The sequence below is a fragment of the Phocaeicola faecium genome (assembly GCF_014837055.1).
Classification (GTDB): Bacteria; Bacteroidota; Bacteroidia; order Bacteroidales; family Bacteroidaceae; genus Phocaeicola; species Phocaeicola gallinarum.
Genome location: NZ_JACSPQ010000010.1, coordinates 84,099 through 108,939, shown reverse-complemented (window position 1 = coordinate 108,939; position 24,841 = coordinate 84,099). Strand labels below are relative to the sequence as shown.

Here is a 24,841-nt window from a genome sequence, read left to right as displayed (position 1 = left end):
GTGATATACGCCGTCAGAGCGACCAGCGTTTCCATTTAGCAATCAACTGAGCCACGTTCTTGGCATCAAATTTCTCCATCAAGTGCCTGCGATGTGTTTTCACCGTATTGGGACTTATGAAAAGAGAATCTGCTATCTCGGCTGTATTCATTCCCCGTGCAAGGCAATCCAACACCTCTTTTTCGCGCCGTGAGAAATCAGGAACAGCAAAAGGGCTCAACGACCGGCACGGAGCCAATGCCCTGTCGAAATACCTTCTTCCCTCACGCAATGCGGCAATGGCAAGATGAAGTTCGTTTATATCCGAATTTTTGGAAACGGCTCCATCAATATCCCAATCCGACAACTTAGCCGCCACCCACGGTTCATCGTGCATGGTATAAACAAGGATGCTGCACCGGGGCGCATGATTTCGCAACCGAATAACCAATTTTCCCATATCGACATCCGGAAACTCCAAATCTGTAATATACAAATCGAACCGCCCGGCAAACGATGCTTCCAGCGATTTCTTATCCGATACGCCCACACATAAGGTATTCTCTTTTTGCGCTATCAGTCCTCTCAACCCTTCACACACGATAGGATGATCGTCAATAACCAAAACCCGATATGCCTCAATCCCGTTGTTCATTTTCATTCATGTTAAAAGTCAAAATACATCCATGTCCTCCCTCGTCTGTTTCGCCTTTTTCAAATGTTCCGTGAATGGCTTTCACCCGCTCGCCAACCGTACGGAGTCCGATACCGTCGCCGCCCGCAGGTTTCGCTGTTCCGTTATCCGTTACCTCCAGCCGATAAGCTTCTCCGGCATTGCCGATTAAACGGATGTCGACCTGCGTTGCGCCGCCATGCCGTACGGAGTTCATGGCAAGTTCCTGCACGATGCGGTATAACTCGTAAGCCGTCTGTGGGGGAATGTTGCTGCCCGCATCCGCAGGGGAAGCGTGATACACCACCTTGCAACCCGTATCGTGAGTCACTACATCGGCATAGCGGGACAGTATATCATCGAAACTCATCCGTTCAAATTCGGGAGGCATCAGCTCGTGCGAAATGGCACGAACTTCTCCACGCAATCGCCCGATGGATTCCGACAATTCCGCTGCCGAAAGTCCGTCCGAAGCCGAAGCGACCCTGAGCTGCAAGCCTAACAGTTCATTGGCTATGCCATCGTGTAGTTCGCAGGCAAAACGTTTACATTCCACCTCCAGCCCTTCGATATACCGTTGTGCCGACACCAGCTCTTTTTCCTGCTTCAATTCCTTCAGACGGCGTGTAGTTACTTTTTGTTTGTGGCGCATCATACCCAATACCCCTACCACTAAAAGCAGCAAGACCGATACACCGATACCCATCTTCAAGGTTCGAGCCTCTGTTTCGAGTGCCTGCCGCCGCAGTGCCGATATTTCCAATTCGCGTTCTTGAGCGCGGTACTTCGCTTCAAACTGAGCCATCTGTTCTGCCAGATTCTTCACTACCAACGAGTCGGTCCACATCCGCGCACTATCCATATAAGCAAAAGCTTTTTCTTCCATACCGATTCCTTTGTAACACCGCGCCATCGCTTCGTACATCGTATGAAAATCTGTTCCTGCAGATTTAGCCCTCAACCAATGAAAATCGCGCAACGCATCGGCATATTGTTTCCTGTTCAGTTGAATCTTTGCCCGTGCCTGAATGAACCCCACCACCGGAATAGATGATTCGGGAAGCTCCGGAAGCAAACGGTTTCCGCATTCCAAATAGTAGTTGATGGAATCGTTTTCGCCTGTGTCTCTGAAATACTGAAACAGTCCGGGCATACATCTCATTTGCCATACGGGATTTCCTCCGTCGGCACAAGCCAACTTCCACGCCTGACGGATAGACATTCCCGCCTCATCAGTTTTCCCCACTTCCGACTTGATACTCGCTCTTACCTGCCAAACGCCAAACGTTACATATCGGTCATCGGTTTTCAATACCTGTTCCAATGCCCGGTCTATACACGCTTCGGCATCGGCAAAACGCTTGATATTAAAATATAACACGCTAAGATTTTGGTTCAGATGGGCAAGCCATCCGGCATCGCCGTATTTCAATGCGGCATCGAGGGCTTTATTATAACAATAGAGTGCGGAATCTTGCATGTGCCTGCGGCGGTAAAGGATTCCCAAATCGTTATATACGCTGATGTGTTTTTCCAAATCGGTTACTTGAGAGAGGTAAGGAAGTACGCTTAGCTTCATGTCAAACCCTTTCTCATTTTCGCCACGGTAGATAAACAGTGTGGCTTGTTCGTTCAGCAGGATGGGGTAAACCGGAGACTGCTCTACGCCGGGCGTGGCAAACGCTTTATCGAAGAAATATTGTGCCGAGTCGTACATACTTTCTCCCATCAGTGCAGCGGCCTTGTCGTAAAGGCGCATCAGCAAAGTATCTGTAAACACCTTTTCTGCCCTCATCATACATACCGGGAGACAAACGGTAAAGAACAGAAGCATCACGCATCGCAAATAAAGTAGATTCATCGTTGTGTTGTCATTAGTATTGTGTGTACAAATTTAATATAAATATTTTATTATGACGAAAAGTCGCCTCAAAAAGCTCAAAATAACGGAATAAACAAACACCGTGCACATAAATCATCCTTTCGGGTGACTAAAAAGAAGATTAGATTTCGTTTATTTGAGCAAATTAACACATAAATACATATTAATTTTAAAACCCCTAAAACATGAAAAACTTTTTACTGAAACTAATGTTCTTGGCAATCCCGCTTGGGATGATTGCATGTTCTGATTCGGAAGACGAACCGGAGACTCCTAACGTAGAAGTGACCAGCGTAACAGTCTCACCCGAATCTATTAATATGGTTATAGGAGATACCGAACGTCTTACGCTGACTATTTTACCTGAAAATGCAAGTGTGAAAAGCGGAACTTGGGCTTCGTCTGACGAAGCGGTGGCAACGGTTTCGCAAGACGGAACTGTAACCGCCGTAGCCGAAGGTACGGCTGTAATTACCGTAACGGCGGGAAGCAAAAGCGCTACGTGTAATGTAACTGTCACGGCGGAGCGCATCGAGATTGAAAGCATTGAGATTTCGCCTGCCGAAGTTACGCTGACCCAAATCGGAGAAACTGCCCAACTCACCGCACAGGTCATGCCGGAAGATGCCACCTACACGGAGATTACATGGACTACTTCTGACGAAAGCATTGTCACGGTTACGGAAGAAGGGCTGCTAACAGCCATTGCCGCAGGAAATGCGACAGTGACAGCCGCAATAGGAGAAGTCAGTGCCACTTGCGCCGTTACGGTCAGCATTTCCATAGCCGAGATAAACGGCAACGAGGCAACCGTCGACCTTACGGGAGCTACAAACGAACAGGTAATACAAGCCATAGCCGACGCTTCCGCCGCCGGAGTTACCCGCTTCACTTTCAACGGCGATTATGCTGCACTGGCTCTTGGCGAAAGCACGCCGTTCTCAGGCATCCCCGTTGAATTGCTCGACTTGAGCGGCGTAACGGGATGGCCTTTGGTCAACGGGCTGAAAGGAGTACCGGAAAAAGCTTTCTATGCAAACGACTCCCAAATACAGGAAATCATATTGTCGGAAGAAGTACAAGCCATAGGCAGCTACGCTTTCTATGAAAACACATTACTGACTAAAGTCACCGCTCCGGGAGTACAAACCGTTATCGAATACGCTTTCCAGAAATGTTCCGCATTAGAAATGGCAGATATGCCTCAACTAACCACCCTCGAACGTTGCGGATTCTACGGGACGGCACTGAAAGAGGTCAACTTCCAACTGCTTACATCCATTGGCAGCATGGCGTTTTACAACTGTACTTCGCTGACTACCGTAAGCCTCCCCGAACTGACGGCCGTGGGAGAAATTGCTCCTACCGATGCCGAGAAACGTACCAACACTGCCCAATTCTGTTCATGTACGGCACTGACATCCCTCTCGCTACCCAAAGCCACCATCATTGGCGACATGGCGTTTGATGGCTGTTCGGCACTAACGGAAATAGAATTGCCGGAGGTTACAGATGTAGGGCTTTCCGCATTCCGTTATTGCGATGCGCTAACAAGGGTTCGCCTGCCCAAAGCCACCCGGTTAGAACAATATGCCTTCGGAGACTGCCCGTCATTAGTTAAAGTGGAATTGGTAGCCCCCGCAAGCATCACTGTAAGCAACCATGCCTTCGGTCCGAGTAGCTCGCAAACGTTGAATATAGACCTTACCATCGCTCAAAGAAACAGCTATCAGGTAGGACGGGTGGAAGACATACACGGAGAAGTAACTTACTCATGGAGAAATTATAACTGGAAGAGTGTTTCTTATGAATGATTAGGTGAAATATAAACGATTCAGCCAAACTGATAAAGCAAGAGGTTGCTGAAAAACAACCTTTTGCTTTATGTTTGCGCTTTATATCAGCACAATAAATTTAAACTTTTACAAATATGATAATAACTAATATCCTTTGCATTGATTGGCTTATTTTTATTATTGGTTGGTTAATCCACTTTATTTGTTGCTCAACATGTCCTATTATTGATTGGTTAACTCTCTCAACTGATATATCAACCTGCCATGCTACTTGGGTAGGCAGCATTGCTACTTTGGCAGGCAGTATTGCTACTTGGGGTGCCGCTATTTGTGCTTTAATTTCAATATATTTAGCATACAAAGCTTTCAGAGGACAAGTCAATGCATCACGTAGGGCTTCATTCGATGCTACATTTACTCAAATATTTGCACAACACAATACACTTCGTGCAAGAGTTATAAGTCATAGTAATAGTTTTTGGTGTGAAAAAAATGTTTTTACAAGATGTAAAGAAGAATTTGCTCAAAAAGGCAATCAAACTGTTTTGGAGTTTTGGAAACATTTCAATGAAAAGGTTATTAAAAATGAAGTTTCCGTTGATTTCAAAAACTTTTTTAAATACATATACCATGAAGTAACCACTGTTACAGATCAAGAAAAAAAGGTTTTAGATAACTACACAAAAAAGAAATATATACAACTTATCCAAGCTCAAATGAATAACGATGAATTATTCTGTTATCTTATTAATCAGATAGCTCATTATGATGAGCACGCTACAAATGAAAAAGTAAAAAAATATGCCGACAAACTAAAAAAATATGATTTCTTTAAAGAATTATGTGAGAGTAAGAACTACTACAGAGGTTTAATATATAGAATGTATAAAGACACCAATGATTCCGAAACCATGTGTAAATTTATAAAAAAAGAAAATATCAAAGATATATAAAAGAAAAGGAACAATCTTGTCAAAGATAGTATCATGCACCCTTAAAAATTCATGCGGTAGAACACACAAATTCATCCCATAGACATAATGGGGTTACTTCATACAATCATGTAGGGGCGTATCGCATACGCCCGAAAACACCCACAAAATACGCCCGCACATCAGTGCGTATGCGATACGCCCCTACAAGCTATTTGACAAAACATGTATATTCAATTACCAATATTATAACAATATTAACTAAAAAAGAAAAAACAACCCACACCCCTAAAAAGCCCATCATTTACCCCTTCAAAACATTTGCGGTAGAACACTTAAACCTTGCCCATAGAAAGAGGTAATTCATGCGGTAGAACAGGGGCGTTCATCCCATAGAAATATTGCCTCTATATAGAGGAATAAGAAATATATGTAAATCAAGCAGATAAATCCGGCTCTGCTTTAAAGAAAAAAGAAGAATAACCGTTTCACGCAATAGAGTATTCTATGCTTGAAACGGTTATTTAATTAACAAAAAAGTAATTATAATATTTTTTTTTTTAATTTATTTCCCTTATTTTTGCCTCGACACTTCAATCTTACTATTTATGAAAAAGATTTTTTACGTTCTGGCTATTTCGTTCTTCCCCTTGATGGGAAAAGCCCAGTTTTGCAACCTAAACAAAAATGCGACTTTAGTGTATGTCAACTCGAACCGCGAAACAAATGAAACCCGCATTGATACGGTTACTGTTTCAAACGTTAACCGCAAAGGAGATTATACATGGGTAGAGCAAACGCTGTGTAACCCTGCTGCCCAAAAACAAAAAAGTTTTTATGAAGGATATAATACGGTGAAATTTGTCTATGAACCGAACGGGGTGACAAACCGCATCCTTATTGATGAGAAATGGGGCGTGGAAACCATGAAGAACTTAAAAAAGGAATTAGACAGTTATCAAAACAGCGCAACGAAAAGCAACAAGGATTTTGATGAGCAGTTAGCCAACGCCGAACATCAAAAAGGAGCCATCGCCATTCCGCTAAAAGCCGATGCTGCCAAAGGGGAAAAAATTCCCGACGGACGGTACTCGCTCAAGATGGACTACATGAAAGTGTCTTTCGATTTAAGCAACGGGAAATATGAAGGTTTTGAAAAAGTGACAGTACCCGCCGGAACATTCGACTGCTTGAAGGTTTCTTACAAAATCAAGGCAAACGTTCTTTACCTTCCGCAAACTCAATACATCACCCAATGGTACGCACAAGGCATAGGATTGGTAAAAGAAGAAATAGCAAACAAAAAGAAAGAATTGACGCAAACCCGCCTGCTTGTTGCTGCCGATAAATAGCAACCGCTAATCACATACGAAAAAATGCCCGCACTCAAAGAGCTGAGCGCGGACATTTCATTCTTAATTAGTTTACTTAACTTCCTGTCAGTTTACTTTCCATTCAATGATACCGCCCGATTCCCCTTTCTGTAACTGAGCGGCAATTTTTAAGCCCGTTGTTGTAACGGGTTTGAAGTCGAGGCTGTTATAACAATCTTTCTTCACCCCGTACTCATTTTGTGCCTCTACTTCCTTCCATGTATTACCAGCCTTGTAATAGAGTTTCCAGCTTTGCGGAACACGGAAATTACCATCGTAGTGGTCGAAATCCAGCCAATACACCTGCACGTTTGATACAGTATAAGGTTTATCAAACTCGTATGCGAGTGTTTCTTCCGTTCCTTCTTTCAGCCACCAGTAATGATAGGGTTTCGATGTGTCGGATGAGCGTTTGGGTTCCCATTGGTCATTTACTCCCCATGCATACGAGATAATGGATGCCGATTCGGGAGCATCTTTCTGGATGGGAGCCTGAATGGTAAACGTCTTGGCTTTCGAAGCGATGGTAGGTTCAGGAGTCGGCGTAGCATATTCTTTTGCTTCGGGAATCCATACTTCCATCTGGTCGGCACCGCGGTTATTCCATGTAGAATACGGAATAGCCTTAAACGTTACGTCTTTCACCGTCCCGTCTCGCTCTACTTCTTTTGCCGCTCCGCTCAATACCATTACGCCGTTCAGCAAATCGGCATCGAAAGCTGCCTCTATCTTCGTATCAGGAGTAATGAACTTATTGAACACCGTACTGTCGGGCTGGTCTTTTCCTTCGAGGCAGAACATTATCGGTCCGCGTTCGAGTGCCAACATGCCACGGTCTACTTCTACCGCGTCGTTAGCCTTGATGCGACGCACTTCCATCGGTAAGGTCAGTTCGATTACGTCGCCCGCTTTCCACGTACGTTCTATGGTTTCGTAACCGTCGCCTTCGGCAGCATTTGCCGAAGAACCGTTAACCTTCAATGTATATGCTTTCGGACTATCGGTATAGGCATAGAGGTCGGAAGCTACCGGCGCATTCTGCAACCATCCGGGGATACGTAAGCGAATAGCAAACTTACCTTCTTTTTCAGGAGTAACCTTGATGGCAATCTTTCCGTCCCACGGGTAATTGGTGGTTTGTTCCAATGTCACCTTGTTATCGGCTGTCTGCATTTCGGCAGTACCCTGTATGTAAAGATTTACATAGATATCGTTCTGCTGAGTGGCATACGCATAGTTAGGAACAGAAGCCATGAAGCGGGTCACGTTTCCCGGACAGCAGGCACAGCCGAACCAGCGCTGGCGTTCATGCTCACCCATCGACTCCAGTGGATTATCGTAAAAGAACTTGTCGCCGCTTAGCGATACGCCGGATATGACGCCATTATACAATGCACGTTCCAATACATCTATATATTTGGATTCGCCCGTAGCGAGAAACATGCGATAATTCCAATACACGTTGGCTATGGAAGCACAGGTCTCACAATACGCCGTGTGGTTCTGGAGTTCGTAGTTAGGTCCGAATCCCTCACCCTGCGCACGTGAACCCATTCCGCCGGTGATATACAACTTTTTGCTTACAAGATTATCCCACAAGCGGGTCAGCGCATGGAAATATGCCGTATCGTTTGTCAAGGCAGCTACATCTGCCACGCCCGAATACAGGTATCCGGCACGTACGGCATGGCCTACTATTTCATCTTGTTGCAGAATGGGTTTATGGTCTTGACTGTATTCGCTCAGTTTGTGTCCGTCGGTTCCACGCCCGGTTTCTTCTACAAAATATTTCGCCATGTCGAGGTATTTCTTATCACCCGTTACTTTATACAGCTTACAGAGCGCCATTTCAACGATGGGATGTCCCGACGGCACATGCTTCTGACCTTCGTTAGGACCAAACACCTTGCAAACCAAATCGGCATTCTTTATGGCAACATCGAGCAGCGAACGCTTTCCCGTAGCTCGGAAATGGGCTACGGCAGCTTCATACAAATGCCCGCTGTTATATAGTTCGTGGCTGTTTATCTTCTCCCATTTGGAGCGTCCCCACCAGCCTGACAGCCGATAACACTTATTCGTTACACACGTGGTAAGATAGCCGTCGGGCTCTTGGGCTGAGGCGATAATCGTAATCACACTGTCTAAATAGTGGTCCAGCTTTGCATCATACTTTACGGCAAGCGAGTAGGATGCGCCTTCTATAACCTTATAAGGGTCGGTATCATCGAAAGAAAAGTCTCCCCGATGTTCGCCTTTTTTCAGTCCTCCGGCAATGGCAAAGTTATCGAAGCGACCATTTTTCTCACATTCTTTGAATGCCGAAGGAATAGACACCGTACGGTTAATCTCAATGCGTGGCGACCAGAAGTGGTCGTTGATATGCACTTGCGTAAACGGTACTTCTTCTATCGGAGCATCCGGCTGCGTATAAGTCGGTTTGCTGCAAGAAGCAGTTCCCATTACCATAAGCCCACCTAACAAAATTAATAGATTGTTTTTCATATTATAATTTTTTTTGATTTCCACTATCGCAAATTTAAGCGGAAACCTATCCAAACAATAAAAAGATAGTCCATACTTGTAAGAAAATAGTCGGAATTATTGACAACTGCACCTGCCCTACAAGGCTTCTGAGGGCGGTATTGGACTTTTTTATTATCGTTTTGGATGATTTTACCAGCAAAAAAACCGCATAATATGCCCCAAAAGACATATCCGACATTTTTCCGTCCGGCTTTGCCCTTTCAGAAATTTTTGAATAAAATTTAAGCAAGGAATAAATATTTTTGTAACTTGCGCCCGCTTTCCAACACACAATACGCAAACTTTCTTTTTAAACTAATATTATGGTAACAAGATTATTTATCTGTTTGCTGATTATTTGGCTGAATCTCCTTGCAACAACAGGAACTGTTCTTCCCAATCAATTTCAGTTCAGGCATTATAATATAGAAAATGGTCTGTCATCGAACACCGTATCCGATATTCTGCAAGACCAAAAAGGATATATCTGGATGGCTACAGACGGAGGACTGAACTGTTTTGACGGAACTACATTTACATATATCCAAAAAGGGAACCCGTATTATCCGGAACTGCAAACCAACTTAATCCAAAACTTATGTGAAGTGAATGCAGACGAACTTTGGTTTGGCACCGATTATGGGGTTTATATTTACAACCAGAAGAAAAACGAAATCACAACATTCCGGAAAGAAACAGCAGACAGCATCAGCATACATGCATGGATAGACCATATCATCTGCGATAGAAACAATCGTGTTTGGATTGCATCACGTGGGCAAGGCGTATTCTGCTACGATACACAGTCGGAACAACTCACTCATTATGCTTTTCCGAAGAATGACAGTGTTGTTCTTCGCTTTCTTTGTGATCAAAAAGGGATTCTGTGGGCTTCGAGCCGGAAAGGTTTATACAAATTAAACAGCCAGACAAACCAATTTGAGGCTTTTCCTTTACATGGCGCTGACGACGGCGACTTTTATGCTATGGCGTTATGGGAGGACCCGACGGGAAACCTTTGGGCAGGGACGTGGAAGCAGGGACTTTGGAAAATCGATCGGGAAAGCGGAAGAACCACTCGCTACATCCCACCTCAAAACGGAAAAGGAGCGTTTCATATTCATTCGATAGCGTCTTATACCCCTGACATCTTATTCATCGGTTCAGACGACGGACTGACTGTCTTTAACCTTACCACCGAAGAAAGCACATTTTATCCTTACTACGGAGAAGATACTTCGGCTTTATCCGGCAAATTTATTTACCCCATCTTAAAAGACCGCGAAGGAGGGGTGTGGTTAGGAACATTTTATAACGGAATCAACTATTTGCCCCCTTACAGCGGACAGTTTGAAGGATATTCACTGTCAGACGATAATCCGCTTTTTCAAGGGAAAGTCATCAGTCGTTTTTGCGAAGATAAAAACGGGAAAATATGGATTGCTTCGGACGATGGCGGACTAAGCTGCTTCTCGCCTGCTGCTCGCAAGTTTGAGGATTTCCGGGGAAGGGCAGCGTTTGACAAGGACAATGTTCACGGCTTATGCCTTGACGGTGATGAGCTTTGGATAGGAACATATACGAAGCCTGTGCGTGTGTTAAACCTGAAAACGGGGGCTATCAGGAGCTATGACGGAAACGAAAGCGTCAGCATATATACCATATTCAAAGACAGCCGGAAAAGAATTTGGGCAGGTTCGCTGGAAAAACTTTGCCGATACGACCGTGAGAAAGACAGTTTTGTTTGCGTAAAAAACATCGGTTCGATGGTTATCGAAATAGCCGAAGACCCGCAAGGGTATTTATGGATAGCAACACAAGGACACGGTCTATTCCGCTACCAGCCTGAAACCAGCAAATGGGAACAATATGGAACCAAAGAGGGATTTGACAATCCTACCATCAATCATTTACACATAGACAGGAAAAGCAGACTGTGGGTGGCTACTGCCGAAGGATTGTACCTGTATCAACCGAGCAAAGACTATTTTTCCCGACAGTTATTAAACATTCCGAACGAATATATTAACGCAATGGTAGAGGAAGAAGGTGCGTTGTGGCTGACTACTGCTAAAGGGCTGGTAAAATACGTTCCCGGAGAAGGTACAAAGCAAGTTTTTACCCGGAGCGACGGACTGCAAAGCGAAGCGTTTATTTCGGCTTCGGCTTTGAAAGCAAGAAACGGCGACATCTATGTGGGCAGCATAAACGGGTTCAACCGGTTTACACCCGGAAAATTGAAACAAAACACCCAGCCGCCTGCTGTTGTTTTAACCGGACTGGAGATATTCAATCACGCCATCAAGCCGGAAAAGGGAGGTATACTGCCTGCTTCGCTCGACCGCTTGAACGAAATCCATCTCTCGTATAAAGACAATGTTATTACGCTGAAGTATGCGGCTTTGAGTTACTGTACGCCTCAAAAAAACCAGTATGCTTATAAGCTGGAAGGGTTTGACAAAGACTGGAACTTCGTAGGCTCGCAAAACAGCACGACGTATACCAACCTGCCTGCGGGGACTTACCGCTTCCGGGTAAGGGCGGCAAACAATGACAATGTGTGGAATGAGGAAGGCACTTCGATACGCATCGTGATACATCCTCCGTTCTACCTCTCACTGCCTTTTAAGGTGGCGTACTTCCTGTTATCCTTCCTCGCGCTGGGGCTGTTTATCCGATACATCGTGCGGCGCAGCGATAAAAAACATGCCAAAGCCATCGATGAACTGAACATCCGGAAAGAAAAAGAAATGCACGAAGCTAAAATCAAGTTCTTTACGATGATAGCCCACGAGATACGTACACCCGTTTCGCTCATCATTGGTCCGCTGGAAAAGGTCATGCAGTCTACGCCCAACCTGTCTGCCGAAGTGCGAAAAGACCTTGACATCATCGACCGCAACAGTCAGCGGTTATTGTTCTTGGTGAATCAGTTGCTCGACTTCCGCAAAGTGGAACAAAACGAAATGAAAATGCGCTTTGTGTCGCAAAACATCAAAGACATCATGGAGGCGGTATGCGAACGTTTCCGTCCCTCGATGGAGCAACACGGTGTGACTTTTACAGTGACTTATCCTGACGACAACTTCCGTGCCGACATCGACCGCGAAGCTGTAACCAAAGTGCTGAGCAACTTGCTGACCAATGCCAACAAGTATACGCACAGCCGGATAGACATCTTGTTTGAAACGCAACCCGGACAGCAAACGTTTTCTATCAGCGTTAACGATGACGGACGGGGCATGAAGCCGGAAGAGTTGAAACTCATTTTCCAGCCTTTCTACCAAGCTGCCGACAACAAGCCGGGAACGGGTATCGGGTTAAGCATCGTAAAAGGTATTGTGGAAGCGCATCACGGACGGATTGAGGTGAAATCGGAAACCGACAAGGGGTCTTCGTTCCGTGTCATTCTTCCCGTAAGGCAAAAGAATGCCGAACTGAATGATTCGGAACAAACGGATAGCAGTAATCTGCCGGAAGACATACTGCCCGAACAGTCGGCGGGACAATCGAACCGGAAATTACCTGTCATACTGATAGCAGAAGACAATGAAGACATGATACGGTTCCTCTCCGACAGCCTGCAACCGAACTACACCATTATAACTGCGAACGATGGTGTTGAGGCTTTGGAACGGCTGAAGGAGCAAGAGGTATCGCTTATCGTAAGCGACTGGATGATGCCGAACATGGACGGAGTAGAGTTCTGTAAAGCCGTGCGAAACGACCAGCTCAGCAACCACATTCCCTTTATCCTGCTGACGGCGAAAACCGATAATGCTTCGAAAACCGAGGGTATGAATTGCGGAGCAGACGCATACATCGAAAAACCGTTCTCACTGCAATACCTTGAGGCGTGTATCAAGAACCTGCTCGACCTGCGTATGCAGCTACGCAAGAAGTTCTCGTCGATGCCTACCGTACCTATCAGTTCCATTGCCCGAAACCAAGAGGATGAAAAGTTCCTCACCCGCATGAACCAGTTGATAGAGGAAAACCTCGACAGCCCCAACCTGTCGATCGACTTCCTTGCCGAGCAACTGTATATCAGCCGTTCGGCGCTCTTTGCCAAAATTAAAGGATTGGCAAACCTGACGCCCAACGAGATGATTCAGTTAATCCGGCTGAAGAAGGCGGCTTCGCTCTTGTTGGAAAACAAATACCACATCAGCGAGGTAAGCTACATGGTAGGTTTTAATAACCCATCGTACTTCAGCAAGTGCTTCCAAAAACAATTCGGCATGACGCCGGGGAAATTCATTGAGAGCCATAAAGAAAAGGCAGAAAGCTAATAAAACAAGACGAATGTCCGACATTGATGCAGGGGCGTATCGCATACCTGAACACGCTGGCTTATCCGCGTGGATGATTTCAGGCGTATGCAATACGCCCCTACGAATTATTCGATGAAATGCGACATTCACTAATAACAGAAACGCACCGACTTCCCACAAGAGAATCGGTGCGTTTTTGCTATTTTTATTCGATTAAGAATGGTTTCTGTTAGAAACCCAAACTTCGTTATACCCAATCCATTGATTCCCATTTTGTAATTGAAAAAATCGATAACGAGTCGTCTCACCTGTATCTTTCCATGCCCAATACGAAATATCCTCATTAGGATCTTTCCCACTGTTATTACTCGTAACCTTACCCATACTTTTATCATAATCATCAAGCCTCCCAAAAACGCATCCGTATATGTTAGCTAACGCATCCGCATGTGCAGACCAACGCATACGGATGCGTTACATAACATATAGGGTAGAATTTTTAAGGATGCAAAACAGACCGGAAAATAGGCTTTTGGAACTTTTTTGTACGGAAAGATGTAAAAAATGTGCAGTAAAATTTGCAAATCCGAAAATAATGCGTACCTTTGCACCCGTGTTTGAGAAATGCCTCATCACGAGCTTAGGATGGCCCGTTCGTCTATCGGTTAGGACGCAAGATTTTCATTCTTGAAAGGGGGGTTCGATTCCCCCACGGGCTACCAAGCAAAATGAACCCGCATAAAAATTTGTTTTCATAATTTTTATGCGGGTTTGCTATTTTAAAGCCCACGTACATACAAAGTCGGGATGGGTAAGGTAATGCACCGTGAAACGTTGCGGGTGTTCCGTACGATATTCTTCTGCCGCAAACGTGCCCGACTGCTGCAAACGGAAAGCGTGGATACGCAAATGTTCCGAAAAATCGACTTCCTCGCAACCGATTATCTTATAAAGGGTTTCTTTTGCCGACCAATGGAGTAAAAGCATGTAAAGGCGCGTGGAATGGTCCGCTCCCTCGCAGGCAGACAGTTCCGTGGGGTGCATAAAGCGCGAAGCCACGCGGTTTACCCGCTCGCCGTATTGCTCAATGTCGATTCCCGGCTCGCGGGTGGGATGTATGCCTATGGCGACATACCCCTTTGTATGCGAGACACTTATCAGAAAAGATGCACCTTCTACGTAAGGTTTTCCCGACGGGTGATGGCTGATGGTCAGCTCGCTGCCCGTCAGTTCGCGCAACAACACCCGGACAGCAGTCCGCTCCATGCGGCGCACGGGTGAGCCTAACGCCATCATTTCCGCACGCCATGCTCCGGCATCGCAAAACGAATCCGCCAGCTCGTCGAAGCTCTCCGTCACCTGCCAGATGCCCCACGTCGCTCCCCTGTCGGTCCATTTCTTCAGCAGCGGCATCTTATTCTTCTTTTTTATCCTCCGGCTCTCCGGAACATACCGTTACTTTTACTTTCAGAATGCGGCGCGCATTCATTTCGAGCACCTCGAAACGGTAATTACGGAAGTTAATAACCTCATGCAGGGCGGGGAACTCGCCTTTCAACTCCAACAGCAGTCCTGCCACGGTATCGGCATCGCCTGCCGCTTCTTCGAAAACATCGGCATCTACTTTCAGTATCTTGTAAAAATCGGAAAGCAAGGTCTTGGCTTCGAATATATAAGTATCGTCGGCTATTTTGACGTAAGTAGACTCTTCTTCGTCGTACTCGTCATTAATCTCTCCTACGATTTCCTCGATGATATCTTCCATCGTTACAATGCCCGACGTTCCGCCAAACTCATCGACCACAATCGCAATGTGTATCTTGTTGGCTTGGAAATCGCGCAGCAGGTCGTCAATCATCTTGGTTTCGGGTACGAAAAATGCCGGACGAATCAACTTTTGCCAGCGGAACGTGTCGTCTTTATCGAGGTAAGGCAAAAGGTCTTTGATGTAAAGAATCCCCTTGATGTTATCGCGTGTGTCTTCGTAAACGGGTATGCGCGAATAAGCATTATCGACAATGCAACGCAAGACTTTAGAAAACGGAGTTTCAATATCCAAGTCTACCATGTCGAGCCGCGAAGTCATCACCTCCTTAGCCGTTTCTTCACCAAAACGGATAATCCCCTCTAACATGTTACTTTCTTCAGAGATTTCGTTTTTATCGGTCAACTCCAAAGCCTGTGAAAGCTCGTCGACAGACAGGTTTGTTTTCTTCCGTTGGGAGAATTTATTGGCAACCAATGATGAATGTGCCAGCAAATTAGACAACGGGCGGAACAGCGAACATAACACGCTCATCACAGCAGCCCACTTCCTGCAAAAGCGCAAAGCATGTTGCGCGGAATAGATGCGAGGCATGATTTCGCCAAAGACCAAAAGCAAAAAGACAAGGATAACCGTGACAGATACAAAACCGAGGACACGCATTTCGCCGAAATCAACCACACTGACAAAGAAATAGTTAAGCAGCATGATTATTGCCACATTCACAAAATTATTCGACAAGACGATGGTTGCTTCTAACCGGTCTGAATTGGTCAACAACGCCTTTACACGCTTATCGGCAGGATGATTTTCTTCTTCTACATCATTCAAATCGGAAGGAGAAAGCGAAAAGAAAGCTATTTCTGAAGCAGAAACAAAGCCAGAAATACAAAGCAGCAACAAAGATAACACCAACGCCACAACAGCTCCGACGGAGGGAGTGGCTACAACAATGCCGTGACCCAAAGAGGCCACGCAGGATAAATACGAATCAGGGTCCAATGAATAAAAATTTAGTTAAACAATAAATCCGATGAAGAACGGCGGAAACAAGTGCGCGCTCTTCATCTTCCGGTTAAAACGGCAAATCGTCTGCCGCACTATTGGGCTGCGGAGATGCCTGAGGCGTTTGCACCGGTTGAGCAGGCGGAGTAGTTCCAGCCTGAGCCGGGCGCGAAGAGAGCATTTCCATGTTATCGCCAAATATTTCTACCACGTAACGTTTAATTCCGTTTTGGTCGTCGTAAGAGCGCGAGCGGATTTTTCCCTCTATATAAAGTTTATCGCCTTTATGTACATACTTTTCCGCCACTTCCGCCAAGCCGCGCCACAGCACGATGTTGTGCCACTCCGTACGTTCGGGCACTTGCGTCCCGTTAGCCAGCGTATATCCTTTTTCGGTAGTAGCCAACGGAAAAGTAGCCACAGCCACATGATTATCCAAATATCTTACTTCAGGGTCTTTCCCTACATTTCCTATTAATTGTACTTTATTCAATGACATGAATCAAACTTTTAATCAGGTGTCAAAAATAAAGAAAAAAAACGAGATAACAAACGCGACATCGGAAATTTGTACAAATCGGTTTCACTCACACACCGGTAGTCGGATAAAACCCGAATGTCATCTTTCAAAATGATTTCATAAAAATCGGCATAAATCACACGGTGGGATAGCACATGTTTTTCTTTCTTCCTTAACAGCCTTACACTTTCGGGCTGGCATCCGGCAAACAAATCAGCAAATTCGGGCAACGCCAACAGTGCTTCTTCACTTATTTCACCTGCGGTCTCTATCAAAGGAACCTCGTATAAATTCTGCCAGATATCACCCGCTCCACGCCTGCGAATAAAAGTATATTCCCCCGCGCGTACATATAAATAAACAAAATAACGTGCAGTAACTTTCGTCCGGTGCTGCTTACACGGCAGCATGTTGATTTTTCCCTGCCGAAACGCCACACAACTGTCGACCAACGGGCAGTCGGCACACTGCGGAGCAACAGGTACACACTGCAAAGCTCCGAAATCCATTATCGCCTGATTATAAAGCGCAGGCCGATGCTTGTCGAGCAACTCTTCAGCCAAAGCCGCAAAGAGCTTTTTGCCTTTTGCGGTATCAATCGGTTCGTCAACCCCCAAGTACCTTGCCAATACCCGATACACATTCCCGTCGACCGCCGCACAAGGCATATCGTAAGCAAACGAGCAAACAGCCGCCGCCGTGTAATCGCCTACCCCTTTCAGGCTGCGCACTCCGGCGTATGTGGTGGGGAATCCTCCCTGCTTCACAATCGACTTTGCCGCCTCATGCAGGTTTCTTGCCCGCGAGTAATATCCCAATCCCTGCCAATATTTCATCACCTCGTCTTCGTGTGCATCTGCCAATGTATCCACATCCGGAAAACGCTCTATAAAACGGCAATAATAATCATACCCCTGAGCAACCCTCGTCTGCTGAAGAATGATTTCAGAAATCCATATCCGATACGGGTCTTTCACTCTCCGCCACGGTAAATCGCGTTTATGCTCATCGTACCAATCTATCAGTTTATCAGCAAATTCACCCATTTCAAAACATTTCTGCAAAAATAGATGTTTTTAAAATGCCGGAAATACTTTCTCGAAAAAATGTTTGCAATATATTTTCTAAAGAACGAGAAAAGCTATATATTTGCAGACCAAAAAATTAAGATAACGTATAACAATAATTATTTAGCGAAATGACTAAAGCAGATATCGTAAACGAAATTGCTAAAAACACAGGGATTGACAAACAAACGGTGCTAACCACATTGGAAGCATTTATGGAATCGGTGAAAGAATCTCTTTCAAACGACGAAAACGTATATCTTCGTGGTTTCGGTAGTTTTATCGTGAAAAAGAGAGCGCAGAAAACCGCACGTAATATCTCCAAAAATACCACAATCATCATCCCGGAACACAATATCCCGGCTTTTAAACCGGCAAAAACGTTTACTCTTTCAGTAAAAAAATAATTAACTTAAGTATTAACCCTATAAAATTTTGAAGCTATGCCAAGCGGAAAGAAAAGAAAAAGACATAAAATGTCCACTCACAAACGTAAAAAAAGACTAAGAAAGAACAGACATAAAAGCAAAAAATAATTGTTAGTCTGTCTGACTTCAATAAAGAACAAACTTGCAAAGCGCTTCTCAATAGTCTTTCAGGTTTGTTCTTTGTGTATTGGGATTTTTACACCATAGATTACCGGATTATCGCGAACGACTGATTTTCCAAATCTGAGTAACCTGTGGTGAATTTTTATCATTTAACAACCTAAACAAACTAAGTAATCAAGTGACAAGCGAATTGGTAGTAGACGTACAGCCCAAAGAAATATCTATCGCACTTATGGAAGATAAGAACTTGGTAGAATTTCAAAAAGAAGAACGAAATCTTTCTTTCACCGTAGGGAACATGTACTTGGGAAGGGTTAAAAAACTTATGCCCGGACTTAATGCCTGCTTCGTGGATGTGGGCTTCGAAAAAGACGCTTTTCTTCACTACTTAGATTTAGGACCACAATTTCATTCTTACCAAAAGTATCTGAAACAGGTCATCAGCGACCGTAAGAAGTTACAACCTATCGCGAAGGCTTCCATCATGCCCGACATAGAAAAAGACGGCACCATATCAAACGTTCTTAAGCAAGGGCAGGAAGTAATCGTACAAATCGTAAAAGAACCTATATCGACAAAAGGACCGCGCCTGACGTGCGAACTCTCATTTGCCGGACGCTATCTGGTACTTATCCCGTTTAACGATAAGGTTTCTGTTTCGCAGAAAATCAAATCAAGCGCAGAACGGGCACGCCTCAAACAGTTATTACAAAGTATCAAACCCAAAAACTTTGGAATCATCGTACGTACCGTAGCCGAAGGAAAACGAGTAGCCGAACTGGATGCCGAACTGAAAGTATTGCTGAGACATTGGGAAGAAACCATTACCAAAGCACAAAAGGCAACCAAAATGCCTACTTTGGTATACGAAGAAACAAGCCGCACGGTTGCTATGTTACGCGACTTGTTTAATCCTTCGTACGAAAATATTTATGTAAACGAAGAAAACGTTTACAATGAAGTAAGAGATTATGTAGCGCTCATTGCACCCGAACGGGTGGGCATCGTAAAACGCTACACGGGGCAACTTCCTATTTTCGACAATTTCGGTATTACCAAACAAATCAAATCATCGTTCGGAAAAACCGTTTCTTACAAGAGTGGAGCGTACCTCATCATCGAACATACCGAAGCGCTTCACGTAGTAGATGTAAACAGCGGCAACCGTTCTAAATCTGCCAACGGGCAGGAGGCTAACGCACTCGATGTCAACTTGGGAGCTGCCGACGAATTAGCACGTCAACTGCGCCTGAGAGACATGGGGGGAATCATTGTTGTGGATTTTATCGACATGAACCTCGCGGAAAACCGTCAGAAACTTTACGAACGCATGTGTCAGAACATGCAAAAAGACCGGGCCAAACACAACATACTCCCCTTAAGTAAGTTCGGACTGATGCAAATAACACGCCAACGTGTGCGTCCGGCTATGGATGTCACAACCGACGAAGACTGTCCTACTTGCTTCGGTAAAGGAAAAATCAAACCGTCTATCCTATTTACAGATACATTGGAAAGTAAGATTGACTATATGGTTAACAAACTGAAAGTGAAGAAATTTACCTTACACATCCATCCTTATGTAGCTGCTTTTGTCAATCAGGGACTGGTGTCACTGAAACGCAAATGGCAGATGAAGTATGGATTCGGTATCAAGATTATTCCCAATCAGAATTTGGCTTTCTTACAATATAAATTCTACGACATGAACGGAGAAGAGCTGGATATGAAAGAGGAATTTGAAATCAAATAAATATATCTTCCAACACACATAAACACGGATTCCGACGATGGTAGCAGGGCTTGTCTCCGCACTTACACCACGGCAGAATCCGTGTTTTTTCATTGTTTTATTACAACGCCACCTTTACCTCCACTCCAAATATGTTTCTTGAGTTGTCCGACTCATACTGGCGACAATAGAACACATCCAGCGCACAACGTTTCGAACATGTTATTTCCACTCCCGGACGATAGCGCATCCGGGCTACCCGGAAAAAAGCACGGTCGCCTATCGGTTGATACAGTTCAGGAGCAAAATAAAGGCTCAGTTTCGGCTTGTCAAGCGCATAACTTATTTTCAGGCGAGAACGCAAACGGTTTTCCACTTCGCCTCCGGAAAAGGTTTGCTGGAAGCGTTCGCGCAAAGAGACCTTAAAGTTTCCACAACCTACCGTTCCCTGCGCTCCCAAGTTATAGCGATGACGGAATTTCCACCCTTTGTCTTCACCCAAGTTGCGATAATGAACCTCGTACACTCCTTCCACCTTCAGCCATGACAATACGGTGTACATCAAACCGATTTCTCCTCCCCAGCGGTCTGCCATCTTCAAATCATCTTTCGAACGAAACTCCACGGCACCCGACAGTCTTAAGTCATTCCGAAGCTGATGATTAAGTCTCACCATACTCCATGTGGCAAACTCGTCTGCCTGCGCACAGACTTTGCCTGCCGCCAACATGAACAGCATCAATATCCAACAGCCAACGTAGCTTTTCTTATTTTCCATAGCGTCAATCCATTAATGTCGATACAGCTCCACACCCGGTTCAGCCCAACCGGAAACTTCCTCCTGACAAATATATATTCATTTGTCGGGATATCCAACTAATAGAAAACAATAAAGGCTGCTTCAAGTCATTGCCCGAAACAGCCTTTGCTTCCAATATTGGTTGAATTCTATTGTTCAACCGTCAAATATAGGTAAAATACGCTTGCCTTTTTACACCCCCAAACGCTTCCGTTAGCGTTAAGGTGTCCTATGGGATAAACTGTCTGTTTCTACCCGAAGAGTTGACTGACTTTTCGGGTAGAAATTTCAGACCGTCTGACACACCGGGCGGGATGTAAATAATCGCCTGATTTTTTATGTGCATAACCCGATCAGAATATCACACCCAGACGGAAACCCGCATTGTTTTGTCCGTCGATGTCACACGTCAAAGTCCGCGTCTTGTTCGTTCCATAACTATAATATCCGGCAACATGGAATCCCCAATGCTTTCCGGTAGGGAAAATCTTCAAGCCCAACTCCGGAGATACGTAAAATCCCCAGCCTTTATCATAAAGTCCGCTTGCCCCGAAATAAGTAGTATTGCGCGCAAACATGGCTCCCATTTTCGCACCGATATAGGGCTTTACATATTTTCCGTTGCATAACGTATAAGCCGCTGTCGCCCCGAAAGGAACTTGAAACGCCGAGCGTTGCTGGTCGGTAGTAATCGCCTCGGTAGAAGATATATCCAACGTCTGGCGTCCTACGTAATAATGGTTGGTATGGAAGGCTGCAAACACACCCACATCCCAACGCGGAGCTACCTGATAAGTCCCTTCAAAATTCATACCCCAACCGCTTATTTTGTCTGCAAAATCGGTCGAGAAAGGAGCATTCATCTGCCAGTCTATCGTTACGTGTACTTTACGGGCATCCCACTGTGCAAAACTTTGGGCTGCAACTCCCATAAACATCACACAAGCCAAAGCCATTCTTTTCCAAAGCATATTTATCTTTTTCATAGGTAATTCCTCCTTTATTAGTTATCCGACTGTACATAAGCCGACTGCTCGAAAGCCTGATCGACCGCTTTTAACAACAACGATTGGTTATAGCGTCCGGAGTATTGGAAACCGGAAGCATTTGCATACCATATTACCGGGATGTTTGCTTTTTGTTCTCCTTCCGTACCCTTACCGGTCAAATCAAGCATCTCTACCACCAGCGTATTGGTGTTATAAGAGTAGGTCATAGTGAAAGGATAATACCATCCGCCCCACCACGGGCCCCAGAATCCCCAGTCCCACCAGCCTCCGTAATAAGAGCCGGTGGTAACATAATTGGTCTGCGCCACGTAAGAGACCTGTACTCCCAAGTCAACCTCATCCTTCTTCGAAGCATCCGTTTCGCGGGTATATCCTCTCGCCTCCATATTGGCTTCCACTTGGGCGATGATAGCCTGTGCATTCTCATCTTTCCAATAAGAAGACTTATACCCTCCCGCTTCCAAGATGCTGTCGGGTAGGAAGTAGGTTTTATAAGAACCAAAATCTGCGTCTCCGTCATGGTCAGTATACACCACCAGATCTGCGTCTACTTTATCCATATCCGGATCTTTCTCGCAAGCCGTTGCCAAAAGTGCAATACCTGCCAACAATAAAATCTTTTTCATACTCATATCTCCTTTAATAATTTATCAAAGTGAACGTCCTTTAAACACATTGCTTCTTTCCGTAGGCAATACAACCCCATTCAAGGTCAAGCGGTTGGAGTTAAAGTTCGGAGTAACCGTTACCGAAGCCTGATTGCTTCCTTTCAAAACGTTGATGTCTACGCGCGCCGAAATGCCCGTACCCATCACGTTCATGGATACATAAAGATTACCCTTTTTATCCTTACGGATCTCATATCCTGAGACGCTTCCTTCCACCGTTATGCCTCCCAATCCGTTAAAGCCCGAAGCCGGGATGTTAAACGCTATCTGAACCACAGCCTCATCTCCACTCACCGCCACAAAGTTCGTATTGGAAGAGACGTAAGCCGTCTGTCCATATTTAAACACTACCTTATCGGCTTCCAGCGTAAACGCTTTTTGATTTATCGCCTGCTCAGCCTCAACATATAACAAACTGTCCAAGTGTTCCTGCATTGCTTTTTTCTCTTCACGTGTCAGTTCTCTTTCTTCCTGTGCTTGGATATGGCCCACCATTACGAAGAGAGCCAAAACCATCATTGATACTAATCGTTTCATAAGTCTGTTTTTTTGATGTTACACTTTATAAACAAACCTATTTCACATTTCATGCATCTACTTTGTATAAAAAAATATAACAGACGTTATTCGTACTGATTTATTTCTTATCTTTAAGGCAATAAGAAGTATCTGTATTATGACAAACATCAGTGACATTACCCTTTTAATCGCCGTCATTGCATTGGCTTTGTGGCCTGTTATTTTATTTGCCATGCGCTTCCTGCGCGAACGGCAAAAGCGGCTTGAGCACATCGAGCGAATGACAAAAGACGAACTGGACGACATTACAACGCGCGATTTGGTTATCAGCGTGTTGAAAAAGATAGGATGCCAGCCTGACATCAACGCCGAAGGCCATATTACGTTTAAGTATCAGGGAGATGATTTTTATATAGCGGCTGAAGAAGAAAACCGCTTTATCATGATATGGAATCCGTGGTGGGGTTCTATCAATGCCGATAACGAAGCCCTGCCCTACCTGAAGGAAATCATTAATCTGGTTAATGTAAACTCATTGGTTACCACCGTATTCATGTCGGACGAAGACGGGAAAACCATCGGACTACACTCGCGCTGCCATACGTTCTTTTCGCCCAACGAGGGGGAACTGGAGGAGCACATGAAGATGTTACTGGATTATTTCTTCGACACGCATAACGCCATCAAAGACAACATGAACCAACTGGGTTCGGCTGCCATCGGTGAAGAAGAGAAAAAAGAGCGGGTTAAAGTGAAAGGCTTCTCGGCATACAAAGACAACACGATGCCCATCGAAGCCAATCCGAACAAATAGTTTACTCGTCTTTGCGCATACTGAACTCGCACCCGCAGTATTGCTGATTATAAAAATTATATGCTTTGATAATGGCAATACGGCGTTCGCTCAGTCCGCCCTTGCGCCAGTTTTGTTCCCACCAAACCACATCGGGATACTGAGCCACGGCGTAACGTCCGGCTTCGTTTATCTGCTCCAGACTCTTCCAGCGCGATGAAGCAAGGGTTGTTGTTATGACGGCAAACCCGTGTTCATGGGCATAACGCGCCGTATCGAGCAGACGCATCTTAAAACATTTCAGGCAGCGTCCTCCCCTTTCTGGCTCGCTTTCCAATCCCTTTACGCCGCAGAGCCATGCTTCATGATCGTAATCGGCATCTACGATATCCAGTCCCAACGAGCGGGCATAGCGCGTACACTCGTCTTTACGTATGTTATATTCTTCCAACGGATAGATGTTGGGATTACAATAGTAAATGGTGGGACGCACCCTGTGTTGCATCAGACATTCAATAATTGCCGATGAACAGGGTGCACAGCAAGTATGAAGCAATACCTTGTCTGCCCCTCCGGGAACTTCCAATTCAAATTTCTTTTTCTTCATCAGTCCTTATAAGCATTAAAAAAAGGCAGCAACACCTCCGGAACATCTACTCCTTTATCGGCTACTTCCTGCAAACAGGCATGGCCTTTTTCCGTCAATGTAAAATACATCTGACGTTTGTCTTTCTCGCCCAACGAGCGTACCAGCAGTCCTTTTTCTTCCACTTTACCGATTACTTTCGAGGTATGGGAAGCCATCAGTCCGGTACGTTCGCCAATGGTTCCTGCCGTTACCGTTTCTTTTCCTATGCTGCACAATACCATCGCTTCATTCAGAGAAACTCCGTATTTTGCCTCCAACTCTGACTCTAACGATGAGAGAGCCTTGAAAAGCTCTCTCATTACACATATACATTTTATTTTCTCCATGT

The 24,841-nt window shown here is 45.0% G+C and carries 20 protein-coding genes and 1 tRNA gene; 8 read left to right on the top strand and 13 right to left on the bottom strand.

Annotated elements, in window-relative coordinates; genetic code table 11:
- Positions 1-13: 13 nt before the first annotated feature.
- Positions 14-634 (bottom strand): LuxR C-terminal-related transcriptional regulator, encoded by a 621-nt coding sequence (locus tag H9626_RS09720; protein ID WP_225230952.1) that lies wholly within the window; start codon positions 632-634, stop codon positions 14-16.
- The gene (locus H9626_RS09715; protein WP_191710380.1) at positions 618-2,513 is read right to left on the bottom strand and encodes a tetratricopeptide repeat-containing sensor histidine kinase; all 1,896 of its coding nucleotides are present in this window, start codon (positions 2,511-2,513) and stop codon (positions 618-620) included. Before H9626_RS09715 ends, H9626_RS09720 begins: the two co-directional genes overlap by 17 nt.
- Positions 2,514-2,719: 206 nt before the next feature.
- Here H9626_RS09715 and H9626_RS09710 point away from each other — a divergent pair, with 206 nt between their 5' ends.
- The 3 genes from H9626_RS09710 to H9626_RS09700 all read left to right on the top strand — a co-directional run bounded on the left by H9626_RS09710 (position 2,720) and on the right by H9626_RS09700 (position 6,614).
- The gene (locus H9626_RS09710; protein ID WP_191710379.1) at positions 2,720-4,348 is read left to right on the top strand and encodes a leucine-rich repeat protein; all 1,629 of its coding nucleotides are present in this window, start codon (positions 2,720-2,722) and stop codon (positions 4,346-4,348) included.
- 116 nt (positions 4,349-4,464) lie between these two features.
- On the top strand, positions 4,465-5,283 hold the full coding sequence (locus H9626_RS09705) for a putative phage abortive infection protein (RefSeq protein WP_191710378.1): 819 nt from the start codon (positions 4,465-4,467) through the stop codon (positions 5,281-5,283).
- Positions 5,284-5,870: 587 nt separating this feature from the next.
- Positions 5,871-6,614, top strand: a complete 744-nt coding sequence (locus H9626_RS09700; RefSeq protein WP_191710377.1) for a TapB family protein — start codon at positions 5,871-5,873, stop codon at positions 6,612-6,614.
- Positions 6,615-6,701: 87 nt separating this feature from the next.
- On the opposite strand, the gene H9626_RS09695 is transcribed toward H9626_RS09700, so the two are convergent.
- Positions 6,702-9,140: a glycoside hydrolase family 127 protein gene (locus H9626_RS09695; RefSeq protein WP_191710376.1), complete on the bottom strand. Its 2,439-nt coding sequence runs from the start codon at positions 9,138-9,140 to the stop codon at positions 6,702-6,704.
- 344 nt (positions 9,141-9,484) lie between these two features.
- On the opposite strand from H9626_RS09695, the gene H9626_RS09690 reads away from it, so the two are divergent.
- Positions 9,485-13,453: a hybrid sensor histidine kinase/response regulator transcription factor gene (locus H9626_RS09690; protein WP_191710375.1), complete on the top strand. Its 3,969-nt coding sequence runs from the start codon at positions 9,485-9,487 to the stop codon at positions 13,451-13,453.
- Positions 13,454-14,082: 629 nt separating this feature from the next.
- Positions 14,083-14,157 (top strand) — tRNA-Glu (locus H9626_RS09685).
- A gap of 52 nt (positions 14,158-14,209) precedes the next feature.
- Here the strand turns inward: H9626_RS09685 and H9626_RS09680 are convergent.
- From H9626_RS09680 to mutY, 4 genes are all read right to left on the bottom strand, one after another.
- Positions 14,210-14,848 carry a 4'-phosphopantetheinyl transferase family protein gene (locus H9626_RS09680; protein ID WP_191710374.1) on the bottom strand — a complete coding sequence of 213 codons (639 nt, stop codon included), beginning with the start codon at positions 14,846-14,848 and terminating at the stop codon, positions 14,210-14,212.
- Between the two features lies 1 nt (position 14,849).
- A complete protein-coding gene (gene gldE / locus H9626_RS09675) occupies positions 14,850-16,202 on the bottom strand; it encodes a gliding motility-associated protein GldE (RefSeq protein ID WP_178256240.1) in 1,353 nt (450 codons plus the stop codon).
- 73 nt (positions 16,203-16,275) lie between these two features.
- Positions 16,276-16,704: a single-stranded DNA-binding protein gene (locus tag H9626_RS09670; RefSeq protein ID WP_191710373.1), complete on the bottom strand. Its 429-nt coding sequence runs from the start codon at positions 16,702-16,704 to the stop codon at positions 16,276-16,278.
- Between the two features lie 11 nt (positions 16,705-16,715).
- Positions 16,716-17,771 (bottom strand): A/G-specific adenine glycosylase, encoded by a 1,056-nt coding sequence (gene mutY, locus H9626_RS09665; RefSeq protein WP_191710372.1) that lies wholly within the window; start codon positions 17,769-17,771, stop codon positions 16,716-16,718.
- A gap of 152 nt (positions 17,772-17,923) precedes the next feature.
- Between mutY and H9626_RS09660 the strand changes: the two genes are divergently transcribed.
- Positions 17,924-18,199, top strand: a complete 276-nt coding sequence (locus tag H9626_RS09660) for an HU family DNA-binding protein (RefSeq protein ID WP_191710371.1) — start codon at positions 17,924-17,926, stop codon at positions 18,197-18,199.
- Between the two features lie 322 nt (positions 18,200-18,521).
- The gene (locus tag H9626_RS09655) at positions 18,522-20,096 is read left to right on the top strand and encodes an Rne/Rng family ribonuclease (RefSeq protein ID WP_178256095.1); all 1,575 of its coding nucleotides are present in this window, start codon (positions 18,522-18,524) and stop codon (positions 20,094-20,096) included.
- Positions 20,097-20,196: 100 nt separating this feature from the next.
- Here H9626_RS09655 and H9626_RS09650 read toward each other — a convergent pair whose 3' ends face one another.
- The 4 genes from H9626_RS09650 to H9626_RS09635 form a co-directional block, all read right to left on the bottom strand.
- On the bottom strand, positions 20,197-20,853 hold the full coding sequence (locus H9626_RS09650) for a DUF2490 domain-containing protein (RefSeq protein ID WP_178256096.1): 657 nt from the start codon (positions 20,851-20,853) through the stop codon (positions 20,197-20,199).
- 374 nt (positions 20,854-21,227) lie between these two features.
- The gene (locus tag H9626_RS09645; RefSeq protein WP_178256097.1) at positions 21,228-21,860 is read right to left on the bottom strand and encodes an outer membrane beta-barrel protein; all 633 of its coding nucleotides are present in this window, start codon (positions 21,858-21,860) and stop codon (positions 21,228-21,230) included.
- A gap of 17 nt (positions 21,861-21,877) precedes the next feature.
- Positions 21,878-22,510, bottom strand: coding sequence for a DUF4136 domain-containing protein (locus H9626_RS09640; protein ID WP_178256098.1), 633 nt, complete (start codon positions 22,508-22,510; stop codon positions 21,878-21,880).
- Between the two features lie 24 nt (positions 22,511-22,534).
- Entirely contained in the window at positions 22,535-23,089 is a 555-nt protein-coding gene (locus H9626_RS09635) for a DUF4251 domain-containing protein (protein WP_178256099.1), read from the bottom strand.
- Between the two features lie 148 nt (positions 23,090-23,237).
- Between H9626_RS09635 and H9626_RS09630 the strand changes: the two genes are divergently transcribed.
- Positions 23,238-23,885, top strand: coding sequence for a hypothetical protein (locus H9626_RS09630; protein WP_191710414.1), 648 nt, complete (start codon positions 23,238-23,240; stop codon positions 23,883-23,885).
- 1 nt (position 23,886) lies between these two features.
- Here H9626_RS09630 and H9626_RS09625 read toward each other — a convergent pair whose 3' ends face one another.
- Together H9626_RS09625 and H9626_RS09620 are read right to left on the bottom strand one after the other, a co-directional pair.
- Entirely contained in the window at positions 23,887-24,471 is a 585-nt protein-coding gene (locus H9626_RS09625) for an epoxyqueuosine reductase QueH (protein WP_191710370.1), read from the bottom strand.
- Positions 24,471-24,839, bottom strand: coding sequence for a MarR family winged helix-turn-helix transcriptional regulator (locus H9626_RS09620; RefSeq protein ID WP_178256101.1), 369 nt, complete (start codon positions 24,837-24,839; stop codon positions 24,471-24,473). The genes H9626_RS09625 and H9626_RS09620 overlap by 1 nt, the downstream gene beginning before the upstream one ends.
- Between the last annotated feature and the right edge of the window lie 2 nt (positions 24,840-24,841).

Bases quoted from the DNA above. Each gene is read 5' to 3' on its own strand.
- H9626_RS09715 (WP_191710380.1), bottom strand. From the start codon at position 2,513: ATGAATCTACTTTATTTGCGATGCGTGATGCTTCTGTTCTTTACCGTT.
- H9626_RS09705 (WP_191710378.1), top strand. From the start codon at position 4,465: ATGATAATAACTAATATCCTTTGCATTGATTGGCTTATTTTTATTATT.
- H9626_RS09620 (WP_178256101.1), bottom strand. From the start codon at position 24,839: ATGGAGAAAATAAAATGTATATGTGTAATGAGAGAGCTTTTCAAGGCT.
- H9626_RS09690 (WP_191710375.1), top strand. From the start codon at position 9,485: ATGGTAACAAGATTATTTATCTGTTTGCTGATTATTTGGCTGAATCTC.
- H9626_RS09695 (WP_191710376.1), bottom strand. From the start codon at position 9,140: ATGAAAAACAATCTATTAATTTTGTTAGGTGGGCTTATGGTAATGGGA.
- H9626_RS09640 (WP_178256098.1), bottom strand. From the start codon at position 22,510: ATGAAAAAGATTTTATTGTTGGCAGGTATTGCACTTTTGGCAACGGCT.
- H9626_RS09650 (WP_178256096.1), bottom strand. From the start codon at position 20,853: ATGGAAAATAAGAAAAGCTACGTTGGCTGTTGGATATTGATGCTGTTC.
- H9626_RS09670 (WP_191710373.1), bottom strand. From the start codon at position 16,704: ATGTCATTGAATAAAGTACAATTAATAGGAAATGTAGGGAAAGACCCT.
- H9626_RS09700 (WP_191710377.1), top strand. From the start codon at position 5,871: ATGAAAAAGATTTTTTACGTTCTGGCTATTTCGTTCTTCCCCTTGATG.
- H9626_RS09635 (WP_178256099.1), bottom strand. From the start codon at position 23,089: ATGAAACGATTAGTATCAATGATGGTTTTGGCTCTCTTCGTAATGGTG.
- H9626_RS09680 (WP_191710374.1), bottom strand. From the start codon at position 14,848: ATGCCGCTGCTGAAGAAATGGACCGACAGGGGAGCGACGTGGGGCATC.
- H9626_RS09645 (WP_178256097.1), bottom strand. From the start codon at position 21,860: ATGAAAAAGATAAATATGCTTTGGAAAAGAATGGCTTTGGCTTGTGTG.
- H9626_RS09710 (WP_191710379.1), top strand. From the start codon at position 2,720: ATGAAAAACTTTTTACTGAAACTAATGTTCTTGGCAATCCCGCTTGGG.
- H9626_RS09720 (WP_225230952.1), bottom strand. From the start codon at position 634: ATGAACAACGGGATTGAGGCATATCGGGTTTTGGTTATTGACGATCAT.
- mutY (WP_191710372.1), bottom strand. From the start codon at position 17,771: ATGGGTGAATTTGCTGATAAACTGATAGATTGGTACGATGAGCATAAA.
- H9626_RS09625 (WP_191710370.1), bottom strand. From the start codon at position 24,471: ATGAAGAAAAAGAAATTTGAATTGGAAGTTCCCGGAGGGGCAGACAAG.
- H9626_RS09660 (WP_191710371.1), top strand. From the start codon at position 17,924: ATGACTAAAGCAGATATCGTAAACGAAATTGCTAAAAACACAGGGATT.